Here is a 21,790-nt window from a genome sequence, read left to right as displayed (position 1 = left end):
TCTCCGCCTCACTGGACGGATCGTTAAAGGATGCCTGACGCGGACAGCTTATCAGCGCGTCGACTGCGCCAGGCCCGGACCCCTGACCTGCGGACCCGCCGACGCGGGCCCGCAGCGGGACACGAACTTACGAGCGGGCGTCGTTCGACTCGCCGTCGGCGGTCTCGGCGCGGCGCGACGTCGCGGCCGCAGCCGACCGCACCTGCGGGGCCACCAGCACGACCTGACCGAGGATGCCGTTGACGAAACCCGGCGACTCGTCGGTGGAGAGCTGCTTGGCGAGCTCCACCGCCTCGTCCACGGCCACGACCGGAGGCACGTCGGTGGCGTGGAACAGCTCCCACACGGCGATCCGCAGGATGGCGCGGTCGACGGCGGGAAGCCGCTCCAGCGTCCAGTCCTGCAGGTGGGACGAGATCACCTCGTCGAGACGGTCCAGGTTCTCCGCGACACCCGTCACCACGGTGACGGTGTACGGGGCGACCGGTGCCACCGCATCGTCCTTGCCGGACAATTCCGCGCGCTCGGTCGCGAGATCGACCGGATCGAGATCTCGCGCCTCGGCCTCGAAGAGGAAATCGACGGCGCGTTTGCGGGCCTTGTGCCGTGCGCCGAGTTTCTTATGCGTACCGGACACTCAGGAATTCACACGCCCGAGGTAGTTGCCGTCGCGGGAGTCGACCTTCAGCTTGTCACCGGTGTTGATGAACAGCGGAACGTTGATCTCGGCTCCGGTCTCGAGGGTGGCGGGCTTGGTGCCGCCGGTGGAGCGGTCGCCCTGCAGGCCGGGATCGGTGTGCTGGACCACCAGTTCGACGGTGACGGGCAGTTCCACGAACAGCGGAACGTCCTCGTGCGTCGCGACCTGCACGGCCATGTTCTCGAGCATGAAGCGGGCGCCGTCGCCGACGGTGGCCTCGCTGATCGAGATCTGGTCGTAGGTGTCGCCGTCCATGAAGATGTAGTCGGTGCCGTCGTGGTACAGGTACGTCATGTCACGGCGGTCGACCGTGGCCGTGTCCACCTTGACGCCGGCGTTGAACGTCTTGTCGACGACCTTGCCCGAGAGCACGTTCTTCAACTTGGTGCGCACGAACGCGGGACCCTTGCCGGGCTTCACGTGCTGGAACTCGGTAATCGTCCACAGCTGGCCTTCGATCTGCAGGACCAGGCCGTTCTTGAAATCACTGGTGGAAGCCACTTGCTTCGCGTCTCCTCGATAAGGTCGAAACCGTCTACACGACAGTCAGGTCTTTGGTGGTGAGTGTGAGCAGTTCCGGTCCCTGCTCACGAACCACGAGCGTGTCCTCGATCCGCACGCCTCCGCGCCCGGAGAAGTACACGCCCGGCTCGACGGTCACCGCCGCACCGTCCAGAAGTGTACCGGTGCCCAGCTTGCCGATTCCCGGAGCTTCGTGGATCTCCAGGCCGACGCCGTGTCCGAGCCCGTGCAGGAACAGCTCCCCGTAGCCGGCGTCGTCGATGACCCGGCGGGCGGCGGCGTCCACCGCGGACACCTCCGCTCCCGGGCGCAGCGCGTCCCGCCCGGCCTCCTGCGACCGCGCGACCAGCGCATACACGTCGCGTTGCCAGTCCGCGGCCTGCCCCAGGACGTACGTTCTGGTCATGTCCGAGTGGTAACCGCCGATCTCCGCCCCGAAGTCCAGCTTGACGAAGTCGCCGCTGCCGAGCACCGCCTCGGTCGGGCGGTGGTGCGGGATCGCCGAGTGGGCGCCGGCCGCGACGATGGTCTCGAACGAGATGCCGTCGGCGCCGTGCGCGAGCATCAGCGCCTCGAGTTCCCGGCCGACCTCCTTCTCGGTGCGCCCTGGGCGGAGACCACCGCGCTCGATCAGCTCGGCGAGCGCGGAGTCGGCGGCCGCGCACGCCGCGCGCAGCAGTCCGACCTCGAAGTCGTCCTTCACCATCCGCAGTTCCTCGACGAGACCCGGAACGGGGTCGAGCCGCGCGTCCGGCGCGAGCACCGACCAGGCGGCGAACTCGTCCACGGTGACGACATGACTCTCGAACGCCAGCGACGAGGGGCTCTGCCGCCTCACCGATTCGATGAGGTGGGCGGCGCTGGCGCGGGCAATCTCGGCCCGCAGATCGGGAACCTGTTCTCCGACCTGCGTGAGGTAGCGGCCGTCGGTGCAGATGACGGTGCGCTCCTCGGCGCCCTCCGCGTCCGACGCGTGCACGAGCAGCGCGGCGTTGGAGCCGGTGAACCCGGTGAGATACCGGATGTTCACCAGATTCGTCACCAGAAGTGCGTCGAGATCCCGGGCGGCGAGGGCCGCACGCAGCGCCGCGCGCCGCGAACCATGATCAGCAGGCATGTCGTCAAACGTACCGGCAATCCGCCGCCGGGAGGGCGCGGATCGACGGCACCGGTGCAGCGGCGAGAACAGGTTCCAGACAGCCCCCGTGTGGGTTAGGCCACACGGGCGAAAACCCGCTCGTTACGCTGTGCCCATGAATGCGTGGGTGGTACGCGGCCTCGGCATGGCCCTGATACATGTTTTCGTTCGTGTGATCCTCGGTGTGTCGATTACACAGTGGCCGCTTCAGGGTTCCGCTCTGAGATGGCTCGCACTGCTGATCGTGGTGTTCGTGGCACTGATCTGGGCCGGCATCGACGGCATCCGGGACCGTCGCCGGAACCCCGATCCGGAGGACGGCGCCGACCTGACGATGCTGTGGCTGAAGGCGGCCCTGCTCGGCGGAGTCGTCGCGGGTGTGGGGAGCTGGCTGGCCAACCTGGTGCCGAACCTCAACGTCACCCAGAACTCGTTCTTCTTCGAGATCACGTCCGGGGCCGCGTTCACGGTCCTGCTGATCTTCGTTCCTGCCATGCTCGCCGTGTTCCTCGGCCGGTTCTTCGTCGGCCGGGACTCCAGGAAGACGGTGAAGGACCGCGGCGAACGCCGGCCGGCGGCGCACGGCGCCGGAGTGGCCGCAGGAGCCGCAGCGGGGGGAACCGCAGCCGCAGCCGTCGCCGACGACGACGGGTACGGACAGAACTACCCCGGCCAGGCATACGAGCAGACCCCGGACACCGGGTACGCCGGTTCCGACGCCGACACCGCGGTGTTCGAACCGGTGCACAACTACCGCGAGGACACATCGGACCTCGATCAGTCGCAGGGCGGGGACACCACCTGGCAGGACCCGGTCGACCTCGGGAAGCGGACCACGGACGACCCGCGCCGCGGCGAGTAGCAGCCGTTCGACTCTCCAATACCCGACCGACGACACACCGACAGACGGCGCGGCGGTGTGAGCGCACTCGCTCACACCGCCGCGTCCCTGCTTCTTCGCGCTACGTCACAGGAGGTTACGTCACAGGAGAACGGCGCCGCCGGCGCCCGGCGTCGCCTCTCGGGCCACCGCGGAGTACGCGGCGACGAGCAGAGACGGGTCCGGGCCCTCGAGCCGTCCGGGCTTCGCGAGCCCGTCGAGCACGACGAACCGCAGCACGCCGGCCCGGTTCTTCTTGTCCGTCTGCATTCCCTCGACCAGCTGGCCGAACGCGTCCGCGTCGTACGTGGTGGGCAGCCCCACCAGTTCCAGGATGGTGCGGTGCCGGTCCGCCGTCGCATCGTCCAGACGTCCCGCCAGCCGTCCCAGCTCGGCCGCGAAGACGAGCCCGACGGCGACCGCCGCACCGTGACGCCAGCGGTAGCGTTCACGCCGCTCGATCGCGTGCCCGAGCGTGTGCCCGTAGTTGAGGATCTCCCGCAGATCCGACTCGCGCAGGTCCGCGGCCACGACCTTGGCCTTGACCTCCACGGACCGCCGGATCAGTTCGGGCAGAACGGTTCCCGTGGGGTCCAGCGCGGCCTCGGGATCCTTCTCGATGAGCTCCAGGATCACGGGGTCGGCGATGAATCCGGTCTTCACGACCTCCGCCATGCCCGCGACGATCTCGTTGCGGGGCACCGTCTCGAGCGTCGCCAGGTCGATCAGCACCGCCGACGGCTCGTGGAACGAGCCCACCAGGTTCTTGCCGGCCTCGGTGTTGATGCCGGTCTTTCCGCCGACCGCCGCATCCACCATCGCGAGCAGCGTCGTGGGCACGTGGATCACGCGCACCCCGCGCATCCACGTGGCCGCAACGAACCCGGCCAGATCGGTGGCCGCGCCGCCCCCCAGACTGACGACCGCGTCGCTGCGGGTCAGGCCGATCCGGCCGAGGACCTCCCAGCAGAACCCGGCGACGGCCAGATCCTTGCCGTCCTCCGCGTCCGGAATCTCGATGCGGTGCGCATCGATCCCCTTCTCGGCGAGCGCCGCGCGCACCGCCTCCGCCGTCTCCGCCAGCGGCGGCTGGTGGAAGATCGCCACCGTCCTCGTGCCGGCGAGTTCGTCCACCAGCTCGCCGAGCAATCCGCGCCCGATGATGACCGGGTAGGGGTTCGCCGTCTGCACCTGTACGCGTACCGGTTCGGTCACTGTCTGCTGCTCCGCTCCGTCTTGTCCGAGGTTCTCGGATGTCTCTGTTCCGCCGGGTCGCCCATCACTCCGCGGCTCCGCCGGGGTCGCCGATCACTCGGCGAGTTTCGCCACCAGCTGCTGCACCACGCGGGCGGGACTCCGCCCGTCCGTGCGTATCCGGATGGACGCCACCTCCCGGTACAGCGGTCGGCGCTTGCGCATCAACTCGGTGTACTTCTGGCGGGGGTCGCCACCGGCGAGGAGCGGGCGCGCGGTGTTGGTTCCCGTGCGCTTGAGCCCCTCGGCCACGCTGATCTCGAGGTAGATCACCGTCTGGCCCTTCAACAACTCACGGGTGCGCTCGGAGAGGATGGACCCACCACCGAGCGAGACGATCCCCTCGTGACTCTCGATGGCCTTCCGCACGATCTCTTCCTCGAGGGCCCGGAAGGCTGGTTCACCCTCCTGGACGAAGATCTCGGCGATCGTGCGTCCCGCCTCTTCCTCGACGGCCACGTCGGTGTCGAACAACGACAGGTCCAGCGCCTGCGCGAGGCGACGCCCGATCGTGGACTTACCTGCTCCCGGCGGACCGACGAGCACGGCTTTCGGTGCCATCACCCGTCACCGCCCCGGCGCGACGGCAGACGGGCTGGTCATCGCGCGAGCCGGGCTGCGACACCCGACGCGTAACGCTCGTAGTTGGCGGCCGTCTCGGCCACCGAGTCGCCGCCGAACTTCTCGAGCGCGGCCTGGGCGACGACCAACGCCACCATCGCCTCGGCCACGACACCGGCGGCAGGCACCGCGCACACGTCGGACCGCTGGTGGATGGCCACGGCTTCCTCACCGGTCGACATGTCGACGGTGGCGAGCGCGCGCGGAACCGTCGAGATCGGCTTCATCGCCGCGCGCACGCGGAGCGCCTCGCCGTTGGTCATGCCGCCCTCGAGACCGCCGGCGCGGTTGGTCGAACGCAGAATTCCGTCCGGGCCGGGCCGCATCTCGTCGTGCGCCTGGCTGCCGCGGCGGCGCGCGGTCTCGAAGCCGTCGCCGACCTCGACGCCCTTGATGGCCTGGATTCCCATCAGGGCGGACGCGAGGCGGGCGTCGAGGCGGTCCGCGCCGCTGATGAACGATCCGAGACCCACGGGGAGACCGTGGATGACGACCTCGACGACACCGCCGAGGGTGTCGCCGTCACGCTTGGCGGCCTCGATCTCGGCGATCATCGATTCCTCGGCGGCCTTGTCGAACGCGCGGACCGGGCTGGCGTCGATCGCCGCCAGGTCCGATGCGGTGGGTTCGGGGCCGACGTACGGGTCGGACGCGCCGATCGAGATCACGTGTGACAGCACCTCCACGCCGAACACCTGGCGCAGGAAACCCCGGGCGAACGTCGCGGCCGCAACCCGGGCCGCCGTCTCACGCGCACTCGCGCGTTCGAGAACGGGGCGCGCGTCGTCGAACCCGTACTTGAGCATGCCCGAGTAGTCGGCGTGACCGGGGCGCGGACGGGTGAGCGGCGCGTTCCGCGCCTGGTCGGCGAGCAGGTCTGCGTCCACCGGGTCCGCGGACATGATGGTTTCCCACTTGGGCCACTCGGTGTTGCCCACCTCGACAGCGATCGGGCCGCCGAGCGTCCGGCCGTGTCGGACACCACCGACGATGGTGACCTTGTCGGCCTCGAACTTCATCCGCGCACCGCGGCCGTAGCCGAGGCGGCGTCGCGCGAGTTGGGTCGAAATGTCCTCGGACGTCACTTCGACGCCCGCGACCATCCCCTCGAGCATCGCGACGAGGGCGGGACCATGGGATTCTCCGGCAGTTATCCAGCGCAGCACGCCAATATCCTTCCATGTCGCCGCGTCCGGCAGTGACGGTGGTCCTCTCGGGGCGCGCGCGGGGTGCGGACTCGGTCAGGTGAGGTGCCCGGCGAACAACGCCACCAGCGTCGCGGCACACATGGCGGGTCCGTGTGGGAGCGGCGGCGGCGAGCGCCGGACGGCGAGGACGACGCAGCCCGCCACTGCGGTCAGTGCCGGCGCGAGCGCGGCCGCGAACACCCAAGCCTCTCCCCCGGCCAGCCCGGCGGCCGCGCCGACGCCGAGCGCAAGTTTCACGTCGCCCGCGCCGATCGCACCGGGCGCTCCCAGGTAGAGGGCGAGATAGGCCGCCGCCAGCAGGAGTCCGCCGATCACGGCGGCGGACGCGGCGCCGGTCGCGACACCGATGCCGACGATCACCAGGAACCCGGGCAGCGTCAGCAGGTTCGGCAGCCTCCGGGCGCACAGGTCGGTGGCGGCGAGACTCACACACCACCACCAGAACGCGAGCGCACCCGGCAGTATCCACACCGGGTTGCGGCCGGCGTCGGCCCAGACCGCGGCGGCGACGCCGACCGCGCACATCGCCTCGCACCAGCCCGGCGGCACCGGACCCACGAACCGGCCCGCGGTGAGGCGCGCACACCGCCCCACAGCCGCACCGGCCACCACACTCGTCACGATCAGCCACCACATGCCGACCAGCGTGCGGGACCGGACACCCGGACCCCTCGCGGCGACCTGCGGGAACGATCGCCCTGTGGATGGCGGCCGGGCCTGTGGACAACTGATATGGACGCAGATTTGTCAAGAGGGCAGCAGGAGGCGGACGTCCAGGACCGTCGTCGAGGGACGTCCGCCTCGGGTGGCCCCGGATGAATCTGTTGGTTGGTGGCGAGCGTGTCGGTTGTCGACGCGTTGTCGAAGTCTGATATGCGCGGGTTGGCTACCGCAAAGACAGTTGTTCGGCTGGAGTGGATCGCTGGTCTAACCTCGAGCGTGATCCCAACGTGCAGTTGAGGATTGCTCATAGTTGTCTCGCGGGTCACTCCCAGGCGCTGTTGTCACCAACCGTGTGATCATCCGGGACGTTCGTGGGGCCTTCGGCCCCCCGGTCCGTGCCCCATCGGTCGTCGCCGAGGAGCGGGGGCAAGGTGGAGTCCCCGCAGCGCAAGCGAGGAGAACCGACCTTGCCGCCCGACGAGCAACGACCAGAATGGCCGCGACGGGGGGAAGGCCCCGTGGGTCAGTCGTCGAGCACGGCCAACGACCAGCACCACCCGGCGAGCTCGCGGGCGATGGCGGTGTTCGCCAGCACGGGACGCTTGCGGCGGGCGTCGAACCCGGCCCAGCGCTCGTGCAGGCGCCGGTTGCCTCGTTGCCCGCGGGCTCGGGCCGCCGGTGAGGCCTTGTCCCAGCGGCGCCGCAGATCCACCCCGGCACGATAGGGCTGCCGGTGATGCCAGGCGGCCTCGATCAGCAACCGGCGCGCGTGCCCGTTGCCGGTCTTGGTGATCGCCCCCTGCGAGCGGGAGGCGCCCGAGGACGACTCGGTGGGCACCAGTCCCAGGTACGCGCCGATCGAGCGGCCGGTCAGCCGGTGCCAGTCCCCGATCTCGACCGCCAGCCCGAACGCGGTCAACGTGGACACCCCCCGCAGGCACCCGAGCCGGGTCACCACCGGGGTGAAGGCGCTGTCGGCGGCCATCCGGGTGATCGCGGCATCCAAACGGTCGCGCCGGCCGACGGCGGCGAGCATGGTGTCGTACGCGGTCTCGTACGCCAACTGCAGACCGGGCTCATCGAAGTGCTGGCTGCGCAGCCAGGTGTCGTGCACCTGCGTCCACGCGTGCCCTCCGTAGTAGACGATCCCCTGCCGCAGAAGAAGTTTCGACAGCCTGTGCCGAGCCGCCATCAGATCCCGGCGCACGTCCTCACGGGCGCGCACCAGATCCCGGGCGGCCTCCTGCGCCACGCTCGGCACCGTGACCGAGGTGATCTGATCGAGGTGCAGCAATCTCGCCAGATGCCGTGCATCTCGCGCGTCGGTCTTGACCCGATCTCCGGACGGGCGCTGCAGCTTCGAGGGCGCGGCCACCAGACACTCGATGCCGACTGTGTCCAGGAAACGGGCCAGCCCGAACCCGGTGGGCCCGGCCTCGTACGTCGCCTTCACCGGATCCGGCAACGACCGGATCCACTCGAGTATGTCGCGATGATCGGGCGTCAATCGGCGCTCGAACAGCTCACCGGTCCGCCCGTCGAGGCCGCACGCGACGACCGATCGTGCGTGCACATCCAATCCGACACTCGTACGCTGATTCATTGCTGGGGCCTCCCACATCTTGTGGCTCTACCGGCCAGGACCCGTTTCCTGTCGGCAACCCACGTTCACATGTGGAGTGGGCCCCAGCCCATACCCTCATACTGTCTAGCCCAGAGCGGCCGCCATCGCCTCGCGCGGCGCCGGGCGGCCGGTAAACTGCTCGACTTGCCCGAACGCCTGGTGCAGGAGCATCGACAGACCGCCGACGACCGTTCCCCCGGCCACCTCGACCGCGGCCGCCAGTGGGGTCGGCCACGGGTCGTAGATCGCGTCGAGCACGAACGGCGCCCGGCCGAGAACGTCCGCGTAGTCGGTGATCGCGGCGGACGGAACGGTGCTGACGAGTGCGGCGGCCGCGGCGCACCGGGCACCGAGTTCGGGGCTGTCGAAGCCGAGCAACCGGACCTCGAGCCCCACCGATTCCGCGCACCCCAGCGCACCCGCCGCGCGACCCGCGTCGCGGGCTACCACGGTCACCGATTTCACGCCCAGGTCGGCGAGCGCGACGAGCGCAGGCCTGGCCGTTCCCCCGGCGCCGACGACGACCGCCTCGGCGCCCGCGACGGCACCGACGCCGCCCGCGGTGAGCGCGCCGCTGACCCCGTCCACGTCGGTGCAGTCGGCACGCCAGCCGCCCTCGATGCGCACGAGGGTGTTCGCGGAGCCGATCGCCACGGCCCGGTCGGTGCGCTCGGACGCGAACTCGAGCGCGGCGATCTTGCCCGGCATCGTGACGGACAGACCGACCCATTCCGGGCCGAGCCCGGACACCAGCCCGGGGAGTCGCTCCCCGTCGCACTCGATGCGGTCGTACGTCCACCCGGTGAGACCGAGCGCCCGGTACGCCGCGAGGTGCAGTTGCGGTGATCGCGAATGCGCGATCGGGCTGCCCAGCACCGCAGCTTTGCGTGCGGTCACCAACTCATCGTCCACTGTTGAGAATCCCGTTGTTCAGAGCCTGGTCGATGTTGGCCAGGTGTTCGTCGTAGCTCTTCGTGAAGAGTGTCGTGCCCTTCGAATCGACCGTCACGAAGTAGATCCAGTCGCCGGGCGCCGGTTGTTCGACCGCCTGGAGCGCCCCGATGCTCGGCGACGAGATCGGCGTCGCGGGCAGGCCGGGGCTGGCGTACGTGTTCCAGGGGGTCACCTGCGCGCGGTCGGCGTCGGTGGTGGCCAGTTCGGTGGTGTCCAGCGCGTAGTTGACCGTGGAGTCGAATTGCAGCGCCTGGTTGACGGCGAGCCGGTTCAGAATGACGCGCGCGACCTTCGAGAAGTCGTCGGGCATCGCCTCGCGTTCCACCAGCGACGCCGCGACCAGCATCTTGTACGGGGTGAGACCGACCTGGTTGCCCGCGGTGAGGATCCCGGTCTTCTCGTAGCTCGCGGAACTCTCGGACACGAGCTTCTGCAGAATGGCGGCGGGACCCGCCGTCGGATCGAAATCCCAACTGCCCGCGGCGATCAGTCCCTCGAGCTGGCGATCCCGGTCCGGGACACCCGCGACCGAGTCCTTCGCCCAGTCGGGCACACCCAGCGCGGACAGGTCGCCCGCGCCGGCGGCGTTGAGGTCGTCGTAGCTGATGCACTTCTGCTGACCGGCGTCACCCAAGCAGCTGGCCTCGGAGATCAGCGTGTAGATCCCCTTCTTCTTGGCGCCGGTCTGCACGTCGGTCGTGTCGTGGAGTTGCCTGCCCTCGGAGATGATCATCTGCCCGACGCGGGAGGCCGGGTCGACCAGTTCCTGCACGGCGTCGTCCGCCGGAATCTGGGTGGAGAGGCTGTAGAAACCGGGTTGCACCGAGTTCATGGCGTTGCTCTGGACTGCGGCGTTGAAGAACGCCGATCCGCTGGCGACGACGTCGCGGTCCGCCAGGGTGGTGGCGATCTCCTCCGCGGTATCGCCCGGATGGACCTGCACGACCACTTCGGGACCGCCGGGGCCTGCGTAGTCCGCGGGCGCGTCGGACCCGCCGAAGAACAACTTGCCGCCGACGAACACGACACCGACCAGCACGATGAGGACCGCCGCGGCGGCGAGGACGCCGAACACCTTGCCCCGGCGTGCGCGTCCCCTGGTTTGTTTGCGGCTGCGGGCCTGCGTGCGAGCAGCGGCGCGGGTCGGTGGGAACTCCTCCGGAGTCGCCGAGGGTGGGATCTCCTCGGGAATCGCCGAGATGATCTGCGTCTCGGCCTCCGCGAACGCGACGTCGGGTTCGTCGTGCGGGCGGTCGTAGCCGTCGTCGGGGTACGTGTGGGCCTCGTCCGGCTCGTCGACATGGTCGTCCACATACGGGTGGTCGTCGGCCGGCGTCTCCCGGTAGGAGCGGGCGTCGCCGTAGGAGCGGGGACCGTATCCGTCCTCGTACACGGGTTCGGGGTCGTAGCGCGGGTCGTACCGCGGCTCCGCGTAATTGCGGTGCGACTCGTAGCGCTGCGGTTCCTCGAGGTGCTGTTCCTCGTAGTGCGGCTCGTCGAGGTGCTGTTCCTCGTAGTGCGGCTCGTCGTACACGACGGCGTGGCGGCCGGTGGTGACGAGGTCGTCGTCGGGGGGTGGCGTGTAGTCGACCTCGTCGTCGTCCCCGTCGAGGTAGCGGTGCCGTCGGGGTTCGCGGGGGATGTACTGAAAGTCGGGTCGCTCACCTGCGGGGCGGCGGTGATTGCTCACTGGCCTGCCTCCGGTAGCTGCACGTCCCCACCTGAATCCCCTGCATTCACCGACCTGCTCCGCTCGTCCAACCATCCCTGCAAGATCGCCACCGCCGCAGCCTGGTCGATCACAGGACGCTGGCCCCTCGCACTGACACCGCTCTCGCGAAGCGCCCGCGCTGCAGTGACCGTCGTCAGACGTTCGTCCGCCATCCGCACCGGTATCGGGTCGACCTTCCTTCGCAATCGCTTCGCGAACACAGTAGCGATCGAGGCGGCTTTTCCCCGTTCACCCCGCAGGGTCTGCGGCAGACCGACGATAACCTCCACCGCCTCGTATTCCTCGACAATGTCGGCAATGCGCCGGATATCCGGCGCGTCGGGCCCGCGTTCCTTGGACCGGGGCACCGTCTCCACCGGGGTGGCGAGGATCCCGTCGGGGTCGCTCGACGCGACGCCGATGCGGACGCTGCCCACATCGATGCCGATACGCCGACCACGCCCAGGGTCGTCGACTCCCGGTCGATCCGGACCCTGTTCCGCGTGATCCACCGCTACTGGCTCCCCACCTTGTCCGCGACTTGTCCCCGGACCGCGTCGAGAGCGGCCGCGATTCCGCTGGTGTCCGAACCGGAACCCTGTGCCATGTCGGCCTTTCCGCCGCCGCGGCCGCCGATCTTCGGACCGAATTCCTTCACGAGGTCGCCGGCCGACAGGCCGAGTTCCTGCGCGGCCTTGCTCACGGCCACCACGAACGGCACCTTGCCGTCGACATCACCGAGCAGCACGACGACGGCGGGCTGGGTGCCGAATCGGCCGCGGATATCCGTGACGAGCCCGCGCAGGTCGTTGCCGCCGACACCGGCCGGGGCGGAATCCGCGACCAGCAGCACCGGCCCGACCCGCTGGGCCTTGTCGACGAAGGTGCCCGCCGAGGCGAGAACCGCCTGCGCGCGGGTCTGTTCGAGTTCCTTCTCCGCCACCCGAAGTCGCTCCACCAGTGCCTCGACGCGGGCGGGCACCTCTTCCGAGGGCACCTTCAGCGACGACGACAGCCCGGCGAGCAGGGCCCGTTCCTTGGCCAGGTAGCGGTACGAGTCGAGCCCGACGTAGGCCTCGACGCGACGCACGCCGGAGCCGACTGACTGCTCACCGAGCAGCGTGACGTTGCCGATCTGCGAGGAGCTGCCCACGTGAGTTCCACCACACAGCTCCATCGAGAACGGTCCGCCGATCTCGACGACCCGCACCTCGTCGCCGTAGTTCTCGCCGAACAACGCCATCGCGCCCATCGACTTCGCCTTGTCGAGGTCGGTGACGAACGTGTTCACGGAGTAGTCGGCGGCCACCGCCTCGTTCGCGACGACCTCGATGTCCTGCTTCTGCGCTTCAGTCAGCGCACCCTGCCAGGAGAAGTCGAACCGCAGGTAGCCCGGCTTGTTCAGCGAGCCGGCCTGAACGGCGTTGGGGCCGAGCACCTGTCGCAGCGCGGCGTGCACCATGTGCGTGCCGGAGTGCCCCTGCGTGGCGCCCTTGCGCCACGCGGCGTCGACCTGCGCGAGCACGACGTCACCCTCGGTGATCTGCCCCTCCTGCACGGTCACCTTGTGGACCCACAGCTTCTTGGCGATCTTCTGGACGTCGTTGACCTTCACCCGCAGCCCCGGACCGGTGAGGGTGCCGAGGTCGGCGATCTGGCCGCCCGCCTCCGCGTACAGGGGGCTGCGGTCGAGGATGACCTCGACGTCCTGGCCGACCGTCGCGACGGGGACGCGCTGCCCCTGCGAGATCAGCGCGAGAACGTGTGCCTCGGAAACCAATTCGTGGAATCCGGTGAACTCGGTGGGTCCGCGGTCAAGGAGTTCCTTGTAGACGGTGAGGTCGGCGTGCGCGTGCTTGCGCGCCTGGGCGTCGTCCTTCGCGCGCTGCCGCTGTTCGGCCATCAGCGCGCGGAAACCCTCCTCGTCGACGGTCAGACCGGCCTCGGCCGCCATCTCCAGGGTCAGGTCGATCGGGAAGCCGTACGTGTCGTGCAGCGCGAACGCCTGTTCGCCGCCGATCGTCGACTTGCCGGACGCCTTCACCGATTCGGCGGCGCCTTCGAACAGCTTGGAACCGGACGTGAGGGTCTTCAGGAACGCGGTCTCCTCCCCCACTGCGACCGTTTCGATGCGGCCGAAGTCGGTGTCGAGGACCGGGTACGACGGCGCCATCGTGTCGCGGACGACGGTGATGAACTCCCGCATGCTGGGCTTGTCGGCGCCGAGCAGCTTCGCTGAGCGGACGATGCGCCGCAGCAGGCGGCGCAGGACATAGCCGCGGCCGTCGTTGCCGGGGTTCACGCCGTCGGCGATGAGCATCGCGGCGGTGCGCGCGTGGTCGGCGATCACCCGGAACCGCACGTCGTCGTCGTGGTCGGCGCCGTACTTGCGGCCCGACAGTTCCTCGGCCTTCGCGATGACCGGGCGCACGAGATCCGTCTCGTACACGTTGTCGACGCCCTGGAGCAGGAATGCGACGCGCTCGACGCCCATGCCGGTGTCGATGTTCTGCTTCGGCAGCGGCCCGAGGATCTCGAAGTTGTCCTTGCTGATGCCGAGACCGCGCTCGTTCTGCATGAACACGAGATTCCAGATCTCGATGTAGCGGTCCTCGTCGGCCTCGGGGCCGCCTTCCACACCGAATTCGGGGCCGCGGTCGAAGTAGATCTCCGAGCACGGGCCGCAGGGCCCGGGGATGCCCATGGACCAGTAGTTGTCGGCCATGCCGCGGCGCTGGATCCGGCTCTCGGGAACGCCGACCTCGTCGCGCCAGATGTCGCGGGCCTCGTCGTCGTCGAGGTAGACCGTCACCCAGATCCGCTCCGGGTCGAACCCGTAGCCGCCGTCGTCGACGCCGGAGGTCAGCAGCGACCACGCGTGCTTGATCGCGTCGCGCTTGAAGTAGTCGCCGAAGGAGAAGTTGCCGGCCATCTGGAAGAACGTGTTGTGCCGTGTGGTGATGCCCACATTCTCGATATCGAGGGTGCGCACACACTTCTGGACACTGGTCGCCCTCGGGTACGGCGGCGTCTGCTGGCCGAGGAAGAACGGCACGAACTGCACCATTCCGGCGTTGACGAACAGCAGGTTCGGATCGTCGAGAATCAGCGAGGCGCTGGGTACCTCGGTGTGGGCCGCCTTGACGAAATGGTCGAGGAAGCGCCGGCGAATCTCGTGGGTCTGCACGTCAGTGATCCTTATTGTCTGTCTCGAGGGCAACTACGGTCGCCGGGTGGCTGGGCACACCCGGCGGTTCGGCAACATTCAGCTTAACCGGCCACCCTGACGGTTCGTGCCGCGGACGATGGCCCGCAGTTTGTCCACGCGCCCCGCGATGTCACGCTCGCCGCCGTGGGTGGTGGGCTGGTAGTAGTCGACGCCGACGAGCTCGTCGGGCGGATACTGCTGCGCCAGTACCCCGTCCGGGTGGTCGTGGGGATATCGGTAGCCGACGGCGTTGCCGAGCTTGGCCGCCCCCGCGTAGTGGCCGTCGCGCAGGTGCGGTGGAACGAGCCCGGCGTTTCCCGCCGCGACGTCCGCCATCGCGGCGCCGAGCGCGGCGATGACGGCCCCCGACTTCGGCGCGGTCGCGAGGTGGATGGTGGCCTGGGCGAGGGCGAGGCGGGCCTCCGGCATCCCGATCAGCTGCACCGCCTGCGCGGCGGCGGTCGCGGTCTGCAACGCGGTGGGGTCGGCCATCCCGATGTCCTCGCTGGCATGGACGACCAGCCGCCGCGCAATGAAGCGGGGGTCCTCGCCCGCGGTCAGCATCCGCGCCAGATAGTGCAGGGCGGCGTCGACGTCCGAACCGCGGATCGACTTGATGAACGCACTGATCACGTCGTAGTGCTGGTCGCCGTCGCGGTCGTAGCGGACGGCGGCCTTGTCGACGCTGGCCTCCACCGTCGCGAGGTTCAGCAGCACCGGACGGTCCGCGTCACCGGCCTGGTCGAGCGCCGCGCCCGCCGCCGCCTCGAGCGCGGTGAGCGCCCGCCGGGCGTCACCGGCCGCGAGGCGCACCAGATGGTCCATCGCGTCGCCGGCGATCTCGATGTCCCCGCCGAGACCCCGCTCGTCGGTGCGCGCCCGCTCGAGGAGGTTCTCGATGTCGTCCGCCGTCAGCGACTGCAGTTGCAGGACCAGCGAGCGGGACAGCAGCGGGGACACCACGGAGAACGACGGATTCTCGGTGGTGGCGGCCACGAGCAGCACGATCCGGTTCTCCACCGCCGCCAGCAGTGCGTCCTGCTGGGTCTTGGAGAAGCGGTGCACCTCGTCGATGAACAGCACCGTCTGCTCGCCCGCGAGGAGCCGTCGGCGAGCGAGTTCGATGACGCCACGCACTTCCTTGACACCGGCGGACAGCGCGGACAGCGCCTCGAAGCGGCGCCCGGTGGCACCGGAGATCAGCGACGCCAGCGTGGTCTTGCCGGTGCCGGGCGGACCGTACAGCAGCACGGACGCCGCCCCCGACCCCTCCACGAGCCGCCGCAGCGGCGCACCGGGGCCGAGGAGATGCTGCTGCCCGACCACCTCGCCGAGCGTGCGGGGACGCATGCGCACCGCCAGCGGTGCGCGGTGGTCGACCGGCACCGGACCGGGAACCGAGCGCGGAGCCGCCGCCTCGTCCGGCTGCGCCGTCTCGAACAGGCCCGCCGACTCGTCCTCGCCGACATCCGAACCGAAAAGATCGCTCACAAGTTCGACGCTACTGGAACCCGCACCGTCCGACCCAGTCCGGCCGGACCTCGCGTCAGCCGACGGACAGTCCCCGGATCTTGTCGGCGATGACGCGGGCGTCGTGGGCGACCACCGTGTTCCCCGCGTGATCCGCCGAACGGGCCAGCTTGTCCCAGCGCTGGGTCAGCGCCTCGGACCGCGGCACCGACAGGTGATGCTCGCGGACGGCGGCGATCCGGGTGTGGTTGTCCGGCAGGAACAGGTAGGTGCTGAGCCACACCCAGATCAGTTGCGCCTCGACCATGCGGGCGGCGAGCACGTTGTCGTCGGCGAGCGCGGGCCACATCCCCACGACCTCCGCCCGCCAGGCCTCGATCATCGCCTGGGTGCGGTCCTCGGACAGTTCGATGCTGCACAGGCAACCCGGGAACGAGACCAGCGCGTACGCGATGTCGAGCATCGCGTCGCGGAACCCGCCCCACTCGTAGTCGAGGAACCGGACGCCCTCGTCGTTGACGATGATGTTGTCCGGGCACAGGTCCGACGGGCTGAACGCCCGGAACCGCCCGCTCTCGAACAGCTTCGCGGCCCGCGCCACCTGCTCGGTCAGCTCCGGCGAGACGTCGACACGGAGAATGTCGGACAGCAGACCGGGCACGGCGGGCACCGCACGCTCGACCTGCTCGGCCACGGTGTCGTCGCAGTGCGCCACCTCGGCGCGGCGCAGCAGCGCGGTGAAGTCTTCTTCGCGGCCCACGGTGGCCGCGTGCATGCGGCCGAGCGCCTGGGCCATGGCCATCAGGGTGTTGGTGACGGTGTCGGAATCGGAGTGCTCGAGCAGCGCGCTGATCGGGGTGGCGTCCCCGAGGTCGCTGAGCACGAGGAGCCGGGCTTCGAGGTCGGATGCGAGCAGTTCGGCTCCGGGGCGGCTGTCCGTCGCCAGCGCCGTGGCGAACTGGTACGAGACGGCCTCGCGGAGGAAGGCGCTGCGGCTGTCGCCGGACAGGTCGTCGGGATCGACGGCCCGCGCGCCGGACACACCGGACTCCTCGCGGACCTGCTTGATCACCAACGTCCGGGGGAGGGAGAACGGATTCTCCGCCACCCGCACACGGAGCACGATGGTGCGGCCACTACCGCCGAGATCCACGGGATCCACCAGTGTCACGGGTGCCCCTGTGCGACGGGTGAGCAGCTTCTCGGCTGCGGCAACTACCTCTGAAACGGGGTCTGCCAGTATTGCAGTCATCGCGGACCAACTTACCTGCTAGTGACACGGATCATCGAGTCCTCCTCCGGAAGCCCCGATGAATTTCAGCATTTCGGCTGATCCGGTGCGAGTACTTCCATCGGCGCCACGTCAACCGACACCGCAATGGTGCTGTTTCGTGCCTCTGTGTATATGACACCGCGCAGCGGCGGCACGTCGGCGTAGTCCCGGCCCCACGCGACCACCGTGTACCGCTCGTCGACGAGCTGGTCGTTGGTGGGGTCGAAGGCCAGCCACCGGTCCCCCGGCATCCACACCGCGGCCCAGGCGTGCGTCGCGTCGACTCCGATCATCCGTTCCTTGCCGGGCGGCGGCTGCGTCGCCAGGTACCCGGACACGTACCGGGCCGCGAGTCCGCGTGAGCGCAGGCAGGCGATGGCGAGCCGGGCGAAGTCCTGGCAGACGCCCGACCGCTTCTCCAGCACCTCCGCGACCCGCGTCGAGACCGACGTCGACCCCGACTTGTACTCGAAGTCGCGGTGGATGCGGGTCGTGAGATCGACCACCGCGTCGACGAGGGGCCGTTCCGGCGGGAAACTCGGTGCCGCGTACTCGCGGACCGCGTCGCCGATCTCGGGGGGATCGAGGTCGAGCACGAACTCCTGCGCCATCGCGCCCTCGGTGCCCACGGGCCGGGACAGCTCCCACGGCGCGTTCGCCGGTGCGGCGGCGAGCCTCGCCTTGTCCGGTCCGTAGACCTCGATCTCGGATTCGGCCGCCACCACCAGTTCCTCGTGCGGCGTGCTCACCTGGAAGTACAGGTCCCGGTTGCCGTACACGTCCGACCCGGTGGAGCGGTCTGCGGGCGGCGGTGTGATGTCGACGACGGAAGCGACGCACCGCTGTTCCTCGGTGTCGCGCGGCAGGAGGTAACCCCGGCCGTACGACGAGGTCACCGGCCCCGAGTAGGTGTACGTCGTGCGGTGGGTGATCTTGTATCTGCGCAGAACCGGACGTTCCGCTGCCGGGTCCGTGCGGGGCGTCGTGTCGGTCATGCAGAGACTCCGCCCGGGGAGGTGCTCCACGAGGTGCCGCTGCCCCACAGCGGCTGGGTGCCGCCGGGCAGCGACAGCTGACCCTTCAGCATCACGTCGGACAGTTCGCTCAGCAGTGCGCGCATCGTGGTCGTCAGCTCGCCCAGCTCCTTCCGGGACCCGCCCGCGTCGACCGATTCGAGTCGGACGGGGTCGACGCGCCGCACGGTGTTGACCATGTCCTCGGCGAGCCGCTCCGCACGGGACGCACCCGAGGCGTCCGGCAGTGCGGCCAGATTCGTGCGCAGCGCCTCCAGTTGGAACGCCAGCGACCGCGGGTTCTTCACGTCGAACAGCAGCAACTCGGCGACGGCCGCCGGGCGGATACTGCGGTTGCGGCGGCGGTAGACCACGGAACTCTCGGTGGCGACGAGAAGCGATTCGATCACCGCCCGTTCGGTCGCGGGATCCGTCCTCCGCCCGAGGGTGGAGTCCACCAGCGCGATCAAGGTGGATGCCCTCTCGATCCGTTTGCCGATGTCCATGACGTGCCAGCCGGTGTCGCGAACCAGCGACTCCGCGGCGACCCCGGACAGCGCGAGCATGCCGCCGAGCACCGCGGACTGCGCCTCGAACAGCGCGGACCCGTCGTCGACGGTGTCGGCCGCGACCTGTCCGAGCGCGCGTTCGACGGAGCTGAGGACGGCCCAGATGTCGTTCGACAGTTGCCCGCGCACGGCCCGCGCGGCCTGCTCGACGCCGCGCACCGCGTGGGCGAGCGACCCGTCCCGGTCCGGGTCCGCCGTCAGCGAGCGGAACTCGGAGCGCACCCGCCGCTGGTCGGTGACCGGATCGGAACCCGAGTCGGCCACGGCGCGGTTCCCGGCGTCGGCGACCCGCAGGACCGTGTTCAGCAGGATCGGGAGGCTTCCGCCGCCCGCCAGCCACGGTCGCAGGCGGTAGTCGCGGTACTTCTCCCCCACGGCGATCATCAGCCGGGCCGCACCCTCGGCGCGCTCCGCGAACCGGCCCATCCAGAACAGTTCGGTCAGCGCGCGCGGCGACGTCATCAGGTCGGACGTCGTCGCCGCATACGTGGGCAGGGTCTCCCCGTCCCGCTCGGCGCCGTCGCCCGGGTCGGTGGACGCCGTGCGCTGGGCCAGCCGGATCCACACGTCCTTCGCCCCGGCGTGGCGCCGGTCCCCGCGCTCGGCCCCGGGAACGAGGGACGTGCCGAGACCGCCGGCCATCGGCGTGAATCCCACCTGCTGCGCGACGCTGAACAGCCGCATCCCGACCGGTGCGAGCACGACGTCCCCGGATCCACCGGCGGCGGGTGCGTACGAGGGGTCCGGGACGATCTGCCCGACCCACCGCCCGGGTTCGGCCCGCACCCGGTCCAGCAGGGTGTCCCGGTCGGCGGCACCGAGGTCGGCGGGCACGATCGGCGCACCCCCGTGCACCGCGCGCAGCACCATCGACGAGGCGTTCGAGAGGATGTGCGACAGCTCCGACCGGTCGCCGCCCCAGAAGCTCGGAACCGACGGCAGCAGCAGATCCTCGTCGAGCAGCCGTCGGCACAGGTCCGGAAGCAACCGGGTGAGGGCGGGGTTCTCGAGGATTCCGCTGCCGAGGGTGTTGACGACGGTCACCGCGCCCCGCCGCAGCACCTCGACGAGACCGACCACCCCGGACCGGGAGCCGGGGCGCAGGTCGAGGGGGTCGGCGAGGTCGGCGTCCACCCGCCGGACGATGACGTCGACGCGTTCCAGACTGCCGAGGGACCGCATCCACACGTGGCCGTCGCGGACCACCAGGTCGGCACTCTCCACGAGCGGGAAGCCGAGGACCGTCGCCAGATACGCCTGATCGAATGCGGCCTCGGACCGGGTGCGGGGGCTGAGGACGACGACGAGCGGGTCCTCGGTGCCCGCGGGAGCGGCGTCGATCGCCGCGAGCCGCATCGACTGGGCGAACGAGGACAGCGGGCGCGGTCCGACCGTCTCGTAGATACCGGGCATCGCCCGTGCGATGACGCGGCGGTCCGCCATCGCGTAGCCGGCGCCCGCCGGGGACTGCGTGTGGTCGCGCAGCGCGTGGAACGTGCCGTCCGCCCCGCGGCCGACGTCGAGTCCGTGCAGGAACAGCTGGTGGCGGCCCGGCACCGTGATGCCGTGCGCCGCACGGACGTAGCCGGGGTGCCCGAACACCGTGCGGGCCGGGACGGCGCCGCTCCGGACGAGGGTCATCGGTCCGTACAGGTCCGCGAGTACCGCGTCGAGAAGCCGGGAGCGCTGCACGAAGCCCGCCGCCAGCTGCTCCCACTCCTCGGCCGCGACGATCAGCGGGACGGCGTCGATCTCCCATCGTGGCGGTGCGATCGGCGCGTCCGAACCGTCGAGGGGGTTGTAGGTGATCCCGTGGTTGTCGACGAGCAACCGGATGCGGGACTGCAGGCGGCGGACGGAGTCCGGCCCGCCGTCCGTGAAGTCCTGGGCCAACTCCGCCCACGGTTCCCGGAGGCCGCCGTCGTGGTCGAACAGTTCGTCGTAGCCCGCGCCGTCGTGCGGCGAGACGCTCATCAGGCCCTCCGCCGCTGCGCCACGGAGCGTTCTTTCCGCGCCTGCTCGAGCAGCCGGCGGGGATCGCCGCCGCTGCGGAGTCGCAGCGCCACGACCAGGACGCCGGCGACGACGATGCCCACCATGTTGACCCCGAGTTGCAGCGCCGCCAGTGCCGCGACGCGCCATTCGCCCACGGTGACCGCGACGACGGCGAATCCGGCGGCCGGAACGGTGGTGACGGAGATGAAGACGCCGACGAGCGCCGCCGACTTCGAGGACACGAGCGCGAGCATGCCCGCCGCGCCGGCGAGGAGCGCGACGATCAGCGACAGCGGTCCGACCCGGTAGATGAAGTCGACCTGGTCGAGGGACTCGATGCTCTCGAACTCCATCCAGCCGACCTGCTCCATCAGCAGGGTCGCGACCAGCGTCGCCGCCATCGCGAACGGGAAACCGAACAGCAGGGCGATCAGCGACCGCCGCGCCAGCCCCAGCTTGCGCCGCATCAGGGCGACGGCGAGCGCGGCGAGCGGTCCGAACTCCGGTCCCACCACCATGGCCCCGACGACGGTGATCGGCGAGTCGGTCACCACACCCACCGCGGCCAGCAGGCACGCGATGGTGAGGAACGCGAGGAAGGTGCCGTTGAGCGTCGACTCCTCGCGCGTCCGGCTGACCAGTTCCTCCCACACGACGCTGTCCGCGGGATCGCCCGGGGCCGCCTTCTCCGCCTCGTGTGCGGACTTCGAGAGCACCGTGTCGACGGGCTCCACCGTGATCGCGCCGGTGCGATCGATTCCCAGGGCCTCGAGCGCGTCGATCACGTCATTCGCGGACTCGCGGGCCACATCGGTCTGGATCGCGTCACCGGCGGGGTCGATCGCGGCGTCGCGCAGCACCACCACGTGGGTCGCGCCGGGTTCCGCGGCGAGCACACCGAGGACGTCCTCGGTGTGCTCGGCCGGACAGATCACTCGCAGGTGCAACATCGTGTCCCCCGGCTGTTCCGCGTCGTCCGGTCATCGA

18 protein-coding genes are annotated in these 21,790 nt (G+C 69.9%); 1 reads left to right on the top strand and 17 read right to left on the bottom strand.

Annotated elements, in window-relative coordinates; all coding sequences use genetic code 11:
• Nucleotides 1–127: 127 nt before the first annotated feature.
• From nusB to JWS14_RS37400, 3 genes are read right to left on the bottom strand one after another with little or no spacing between them, the layout of a single operon-like run.
• Nucleotides 128–637, bottom strand: coding sequence for a transcription antitermination factor NusB (nusB, locus tag JWS14_RS37410; protein ID WP_072942147.1), 510 nt, complete (start codon nucleotides 635–637; stop codon nucleotides 128–130).
• Nucleotides 638–1,201 carry an elongation factor P gene (gene efp, locus JWS14_RS37405; protein WP_005241702.1) on the bottom strand — a complete coding sequence of 188 codons (564 nt, stop codon included), beginning with the start codon at nucleotides 1,199–1,201 and terminating at the stop codon, nucleotides 638–640. It abuts the gene before it with no gap.
• A gap of 34 nt (nucleotides 1,202–1,235) precedes the next feature.
• Nucleotides 1,236–2,339: an aminopeptidase P family protein gene (locus tag JWS14_RS37400; RefSeq protein ID WP_072942149.1), complete on the bottom strand. Its 1,104-nt coding sequence runs from the start codon at nucleotides 2,337–2,339 to the stop codon at nucleotides 1,236–1,238.
• 136 nt (nucleotides 2,340–2,475) lie between these two features.
• On the opposite strand from JWS14_RS37400, the gene JWS14_RS37395 reads away from it, so the two are divergent.
• Nucleotides 2,476–3,222: a B-4DMT family transporter gene (locus JWS14_RS37395; protein ID WP_072942150.1), complete on the top strand. Its 747-nt coding sequence runs from the start codon at nucleotides 2,476–2,478 to the stop codon at nucleotides 3,220–3,222.
• Nucleotides 3,223–3,342: 120 nt separating this feature from the next.
• On the opposite strand, the gene aroB is transcribed toward JWS14_RS37395, so the two are convergent.
• From aroB to JWS14_RS37325, 14 genes are all read right to left on the bottom strand, one after another.
• Complete coding sequence (gene aroB, locus JWS14_RS37390) at nucleotides 3,343–4,455, bottom strand: 3-dehydroquinate synthase (protein WP_072942152.1); 1,113 nt, start codon at nucleotides 4,453–4,455, stop codon at nucleotides 3,343–3,345.
• Nucleotides 4,456–4,548: 93 nt separating this feature from the next.
• The gene (locus tag JWS14_RS37385) at nucleotides 4,549–5,055 is read right to left on the bottom strand and encodes a shikimate kinase (RefSeq protein WP_072942154.1); all 507 of its coding nucleotides are present in this window, start codon (nucleotides 5,053–5,055) and stop codon (nucleotides 4,549–4,551) included.
• Between the two features lie 38 nt (nucleotides 5,056–5,093).
• Nucleotides 5,094–6,281: a chorismate synthase gene (gene aroC / locus JWS14_RS37380; RefSeq protein ID WP_072942156.1), complete on the bottom strand. Its 1,188-nt coding sequence runs from the start codon at nucleotides 6,279–6,281 to the stop codon at nucleotides 5,094–5,096.
• 75 nt (nucleotides 6,282–6,356) lie between these two features.
• The gene (locus JWS14_RS37375) at nucleotides 6,357–6,959 is read right to left on the bottom strand and encodes a prepilin peptidase (protein ID WP_206015418.1); all 603 of its coding nucleotides are present in this window, start codon (nucleotides 6,957–6,959) and stop codon (nucleotides 6,357–6,359) included.
• A 550-nt stretch (nucleotides 6,960–7,509) separates the two neighbouring features.
• Complete coding sequence (locus JWS14_RS37370) at nucleotides 7,510–8,589, bottom strand: IS110 family RNA-guided transposase (RefSeq protein WP_241031565.1); 1,080 nt, start codon at nucleotides 8,587–8,589, stop codon at nucleotides 7,510–7,512.
• A 105-nt stretch (nucleotides 8,590–8,694) separates the two neighbouring features.
• Nucleotides 8,695–9,522 (bottom strand): shikimate dehydrogenase, encoded by an 828-nt coding sequence (locus tag JWS14_RS37365; protein WP_072942161.1) that lies wholly within the window; start codon nucleotides 9,520–9,522, stop codon nucleotides 8,695–8,697.
• Nucleotides 9,512–11,254: an endolytic transglycosylase MltG gene (locus tag JWS14_RS37360; RefSeq protein ID WP_206015416.1), complete on the bottom strand. Its 1,743-nt coding sequence runs from the start codon at nucleotides 11,252–11,254 to the stop codon at nucleotides 9,512–9,514. Before JWS14_RS37360 ends, JWS14_RS37365 begins: the two co-directional genes overlap by 11 nt.
• Nucleotides 11,251–11,787 carry a Holliday junction resolvase RuvX gene (ruvX, locus tag JWS14_RS37355; protein ID WP_072942164.1) on the bottom strand — a complete coding sequence of 179 codons (537 nt, stop codon included), beginning with the start codon at nucleotides 11,785–11,787 and terminating at the stop codon, nucleotides 11,251–11,253. Before ruvX ends, JWS14_RS37360 begins: the two co-directional genes overlap by 4 nt.
• Nucleotides 11,788–11,789: 2 nt before the next feature.
• Nucleotides 11,790–14,462 (bottom strand): alanine--tRNA ligase, encoded by a 2,673-nt coding sequence (gene alaS, locus JWS14_RS37350; protein WP_206015415.1) that lies wholly within the window; start codon nucleotides 14,460–14,462, stop codon nucleotides 11,790–11,792.
• Nucleotides 14,463–14,540: 78 nt separating this feature from the next.
• On the bottom strand, nucleotides 14,541–15,974 hold the full coding sequence (locus JWS14_RS37345; RefSeq protein WP_095860629.1) for a replication-associated recombination protein A: 1,434 nt from the start codon (nucleotides 15,972–15,974) through the stop codon (nucleotides 14,541–14,543).
• A 55-nt stretch (nucleotides 15,975–16,029) separates the two neighbouring features.
• Nucleotides 16,030–17,205, bottom strand: a complete 1,176-nt coding sequence (locus JWS14_RS37340) for a phosphotransferase family protein (RefSeq protein WP_072942170.1) — start codon at nucleotides 17,203–17,205, stop codon at nucleotides 16,030–16,032.
• Nucleotides 17,206–17,270: 65 nt separating this feature from the next.
• A complete protein-coding gene (locus tag JWS14_RS37335) occupies nucleotides 17,271–18,221 on the bottom strand; it encodes a transglutaminase family protein (protein ID WP_072942172.1) in 951 nt (316 codons plus the stop codon).
• On the bottom strand, nucleotides 18,218–20,782 hold the full coding sequence (locus tag JWS14_RS37330; protein WP_206015414.1) for a circularly permuted type 2 ATP-grasp protein: 2,565 nt from the start codon (nucleotides 20,780–20,782) through the stop codon (nucleotides 18,218–18,220). The genes JWS14_RS37335 and JWS14_RS37330 overlap by 4 nt, the downstream gene beginning before the upstream one ends.
• Nucleotides 20,782–21,753 (bottom strand): DUF389 domain-containing protein, encoded by a 972-nt coding sequence (locus JWS14_RS37325; RefSeq protein ID WP_206015413.1) that lies wholly within the window; start codon nucleotides 21,751–21,753, stop codon nucleotides 20,782–20,784. Before JWS14_RS37325 ends, JWS14_RS37330 begins: the two co-directional genes overlap by 1 nt.
• Between the last annotated feature and the right edge of the window lie 37 nt (nucleotides 21,754–21,790).

The organism is Rhodococcus koreensis (genome assembly GCF_017068375.1).
Lineage (GTDB): Bacteria > Actinomycetota > Actinomycetes > Mycobacteriales > Mycobacteriaceae > Rhodococcus_F > Rhodococcus_F koreensis.
The sequence above is the reverse complement of the archived record's forward strand: the minus strand, read 5'-3'. Positions and strand labels throughout refer to the sequence as shown.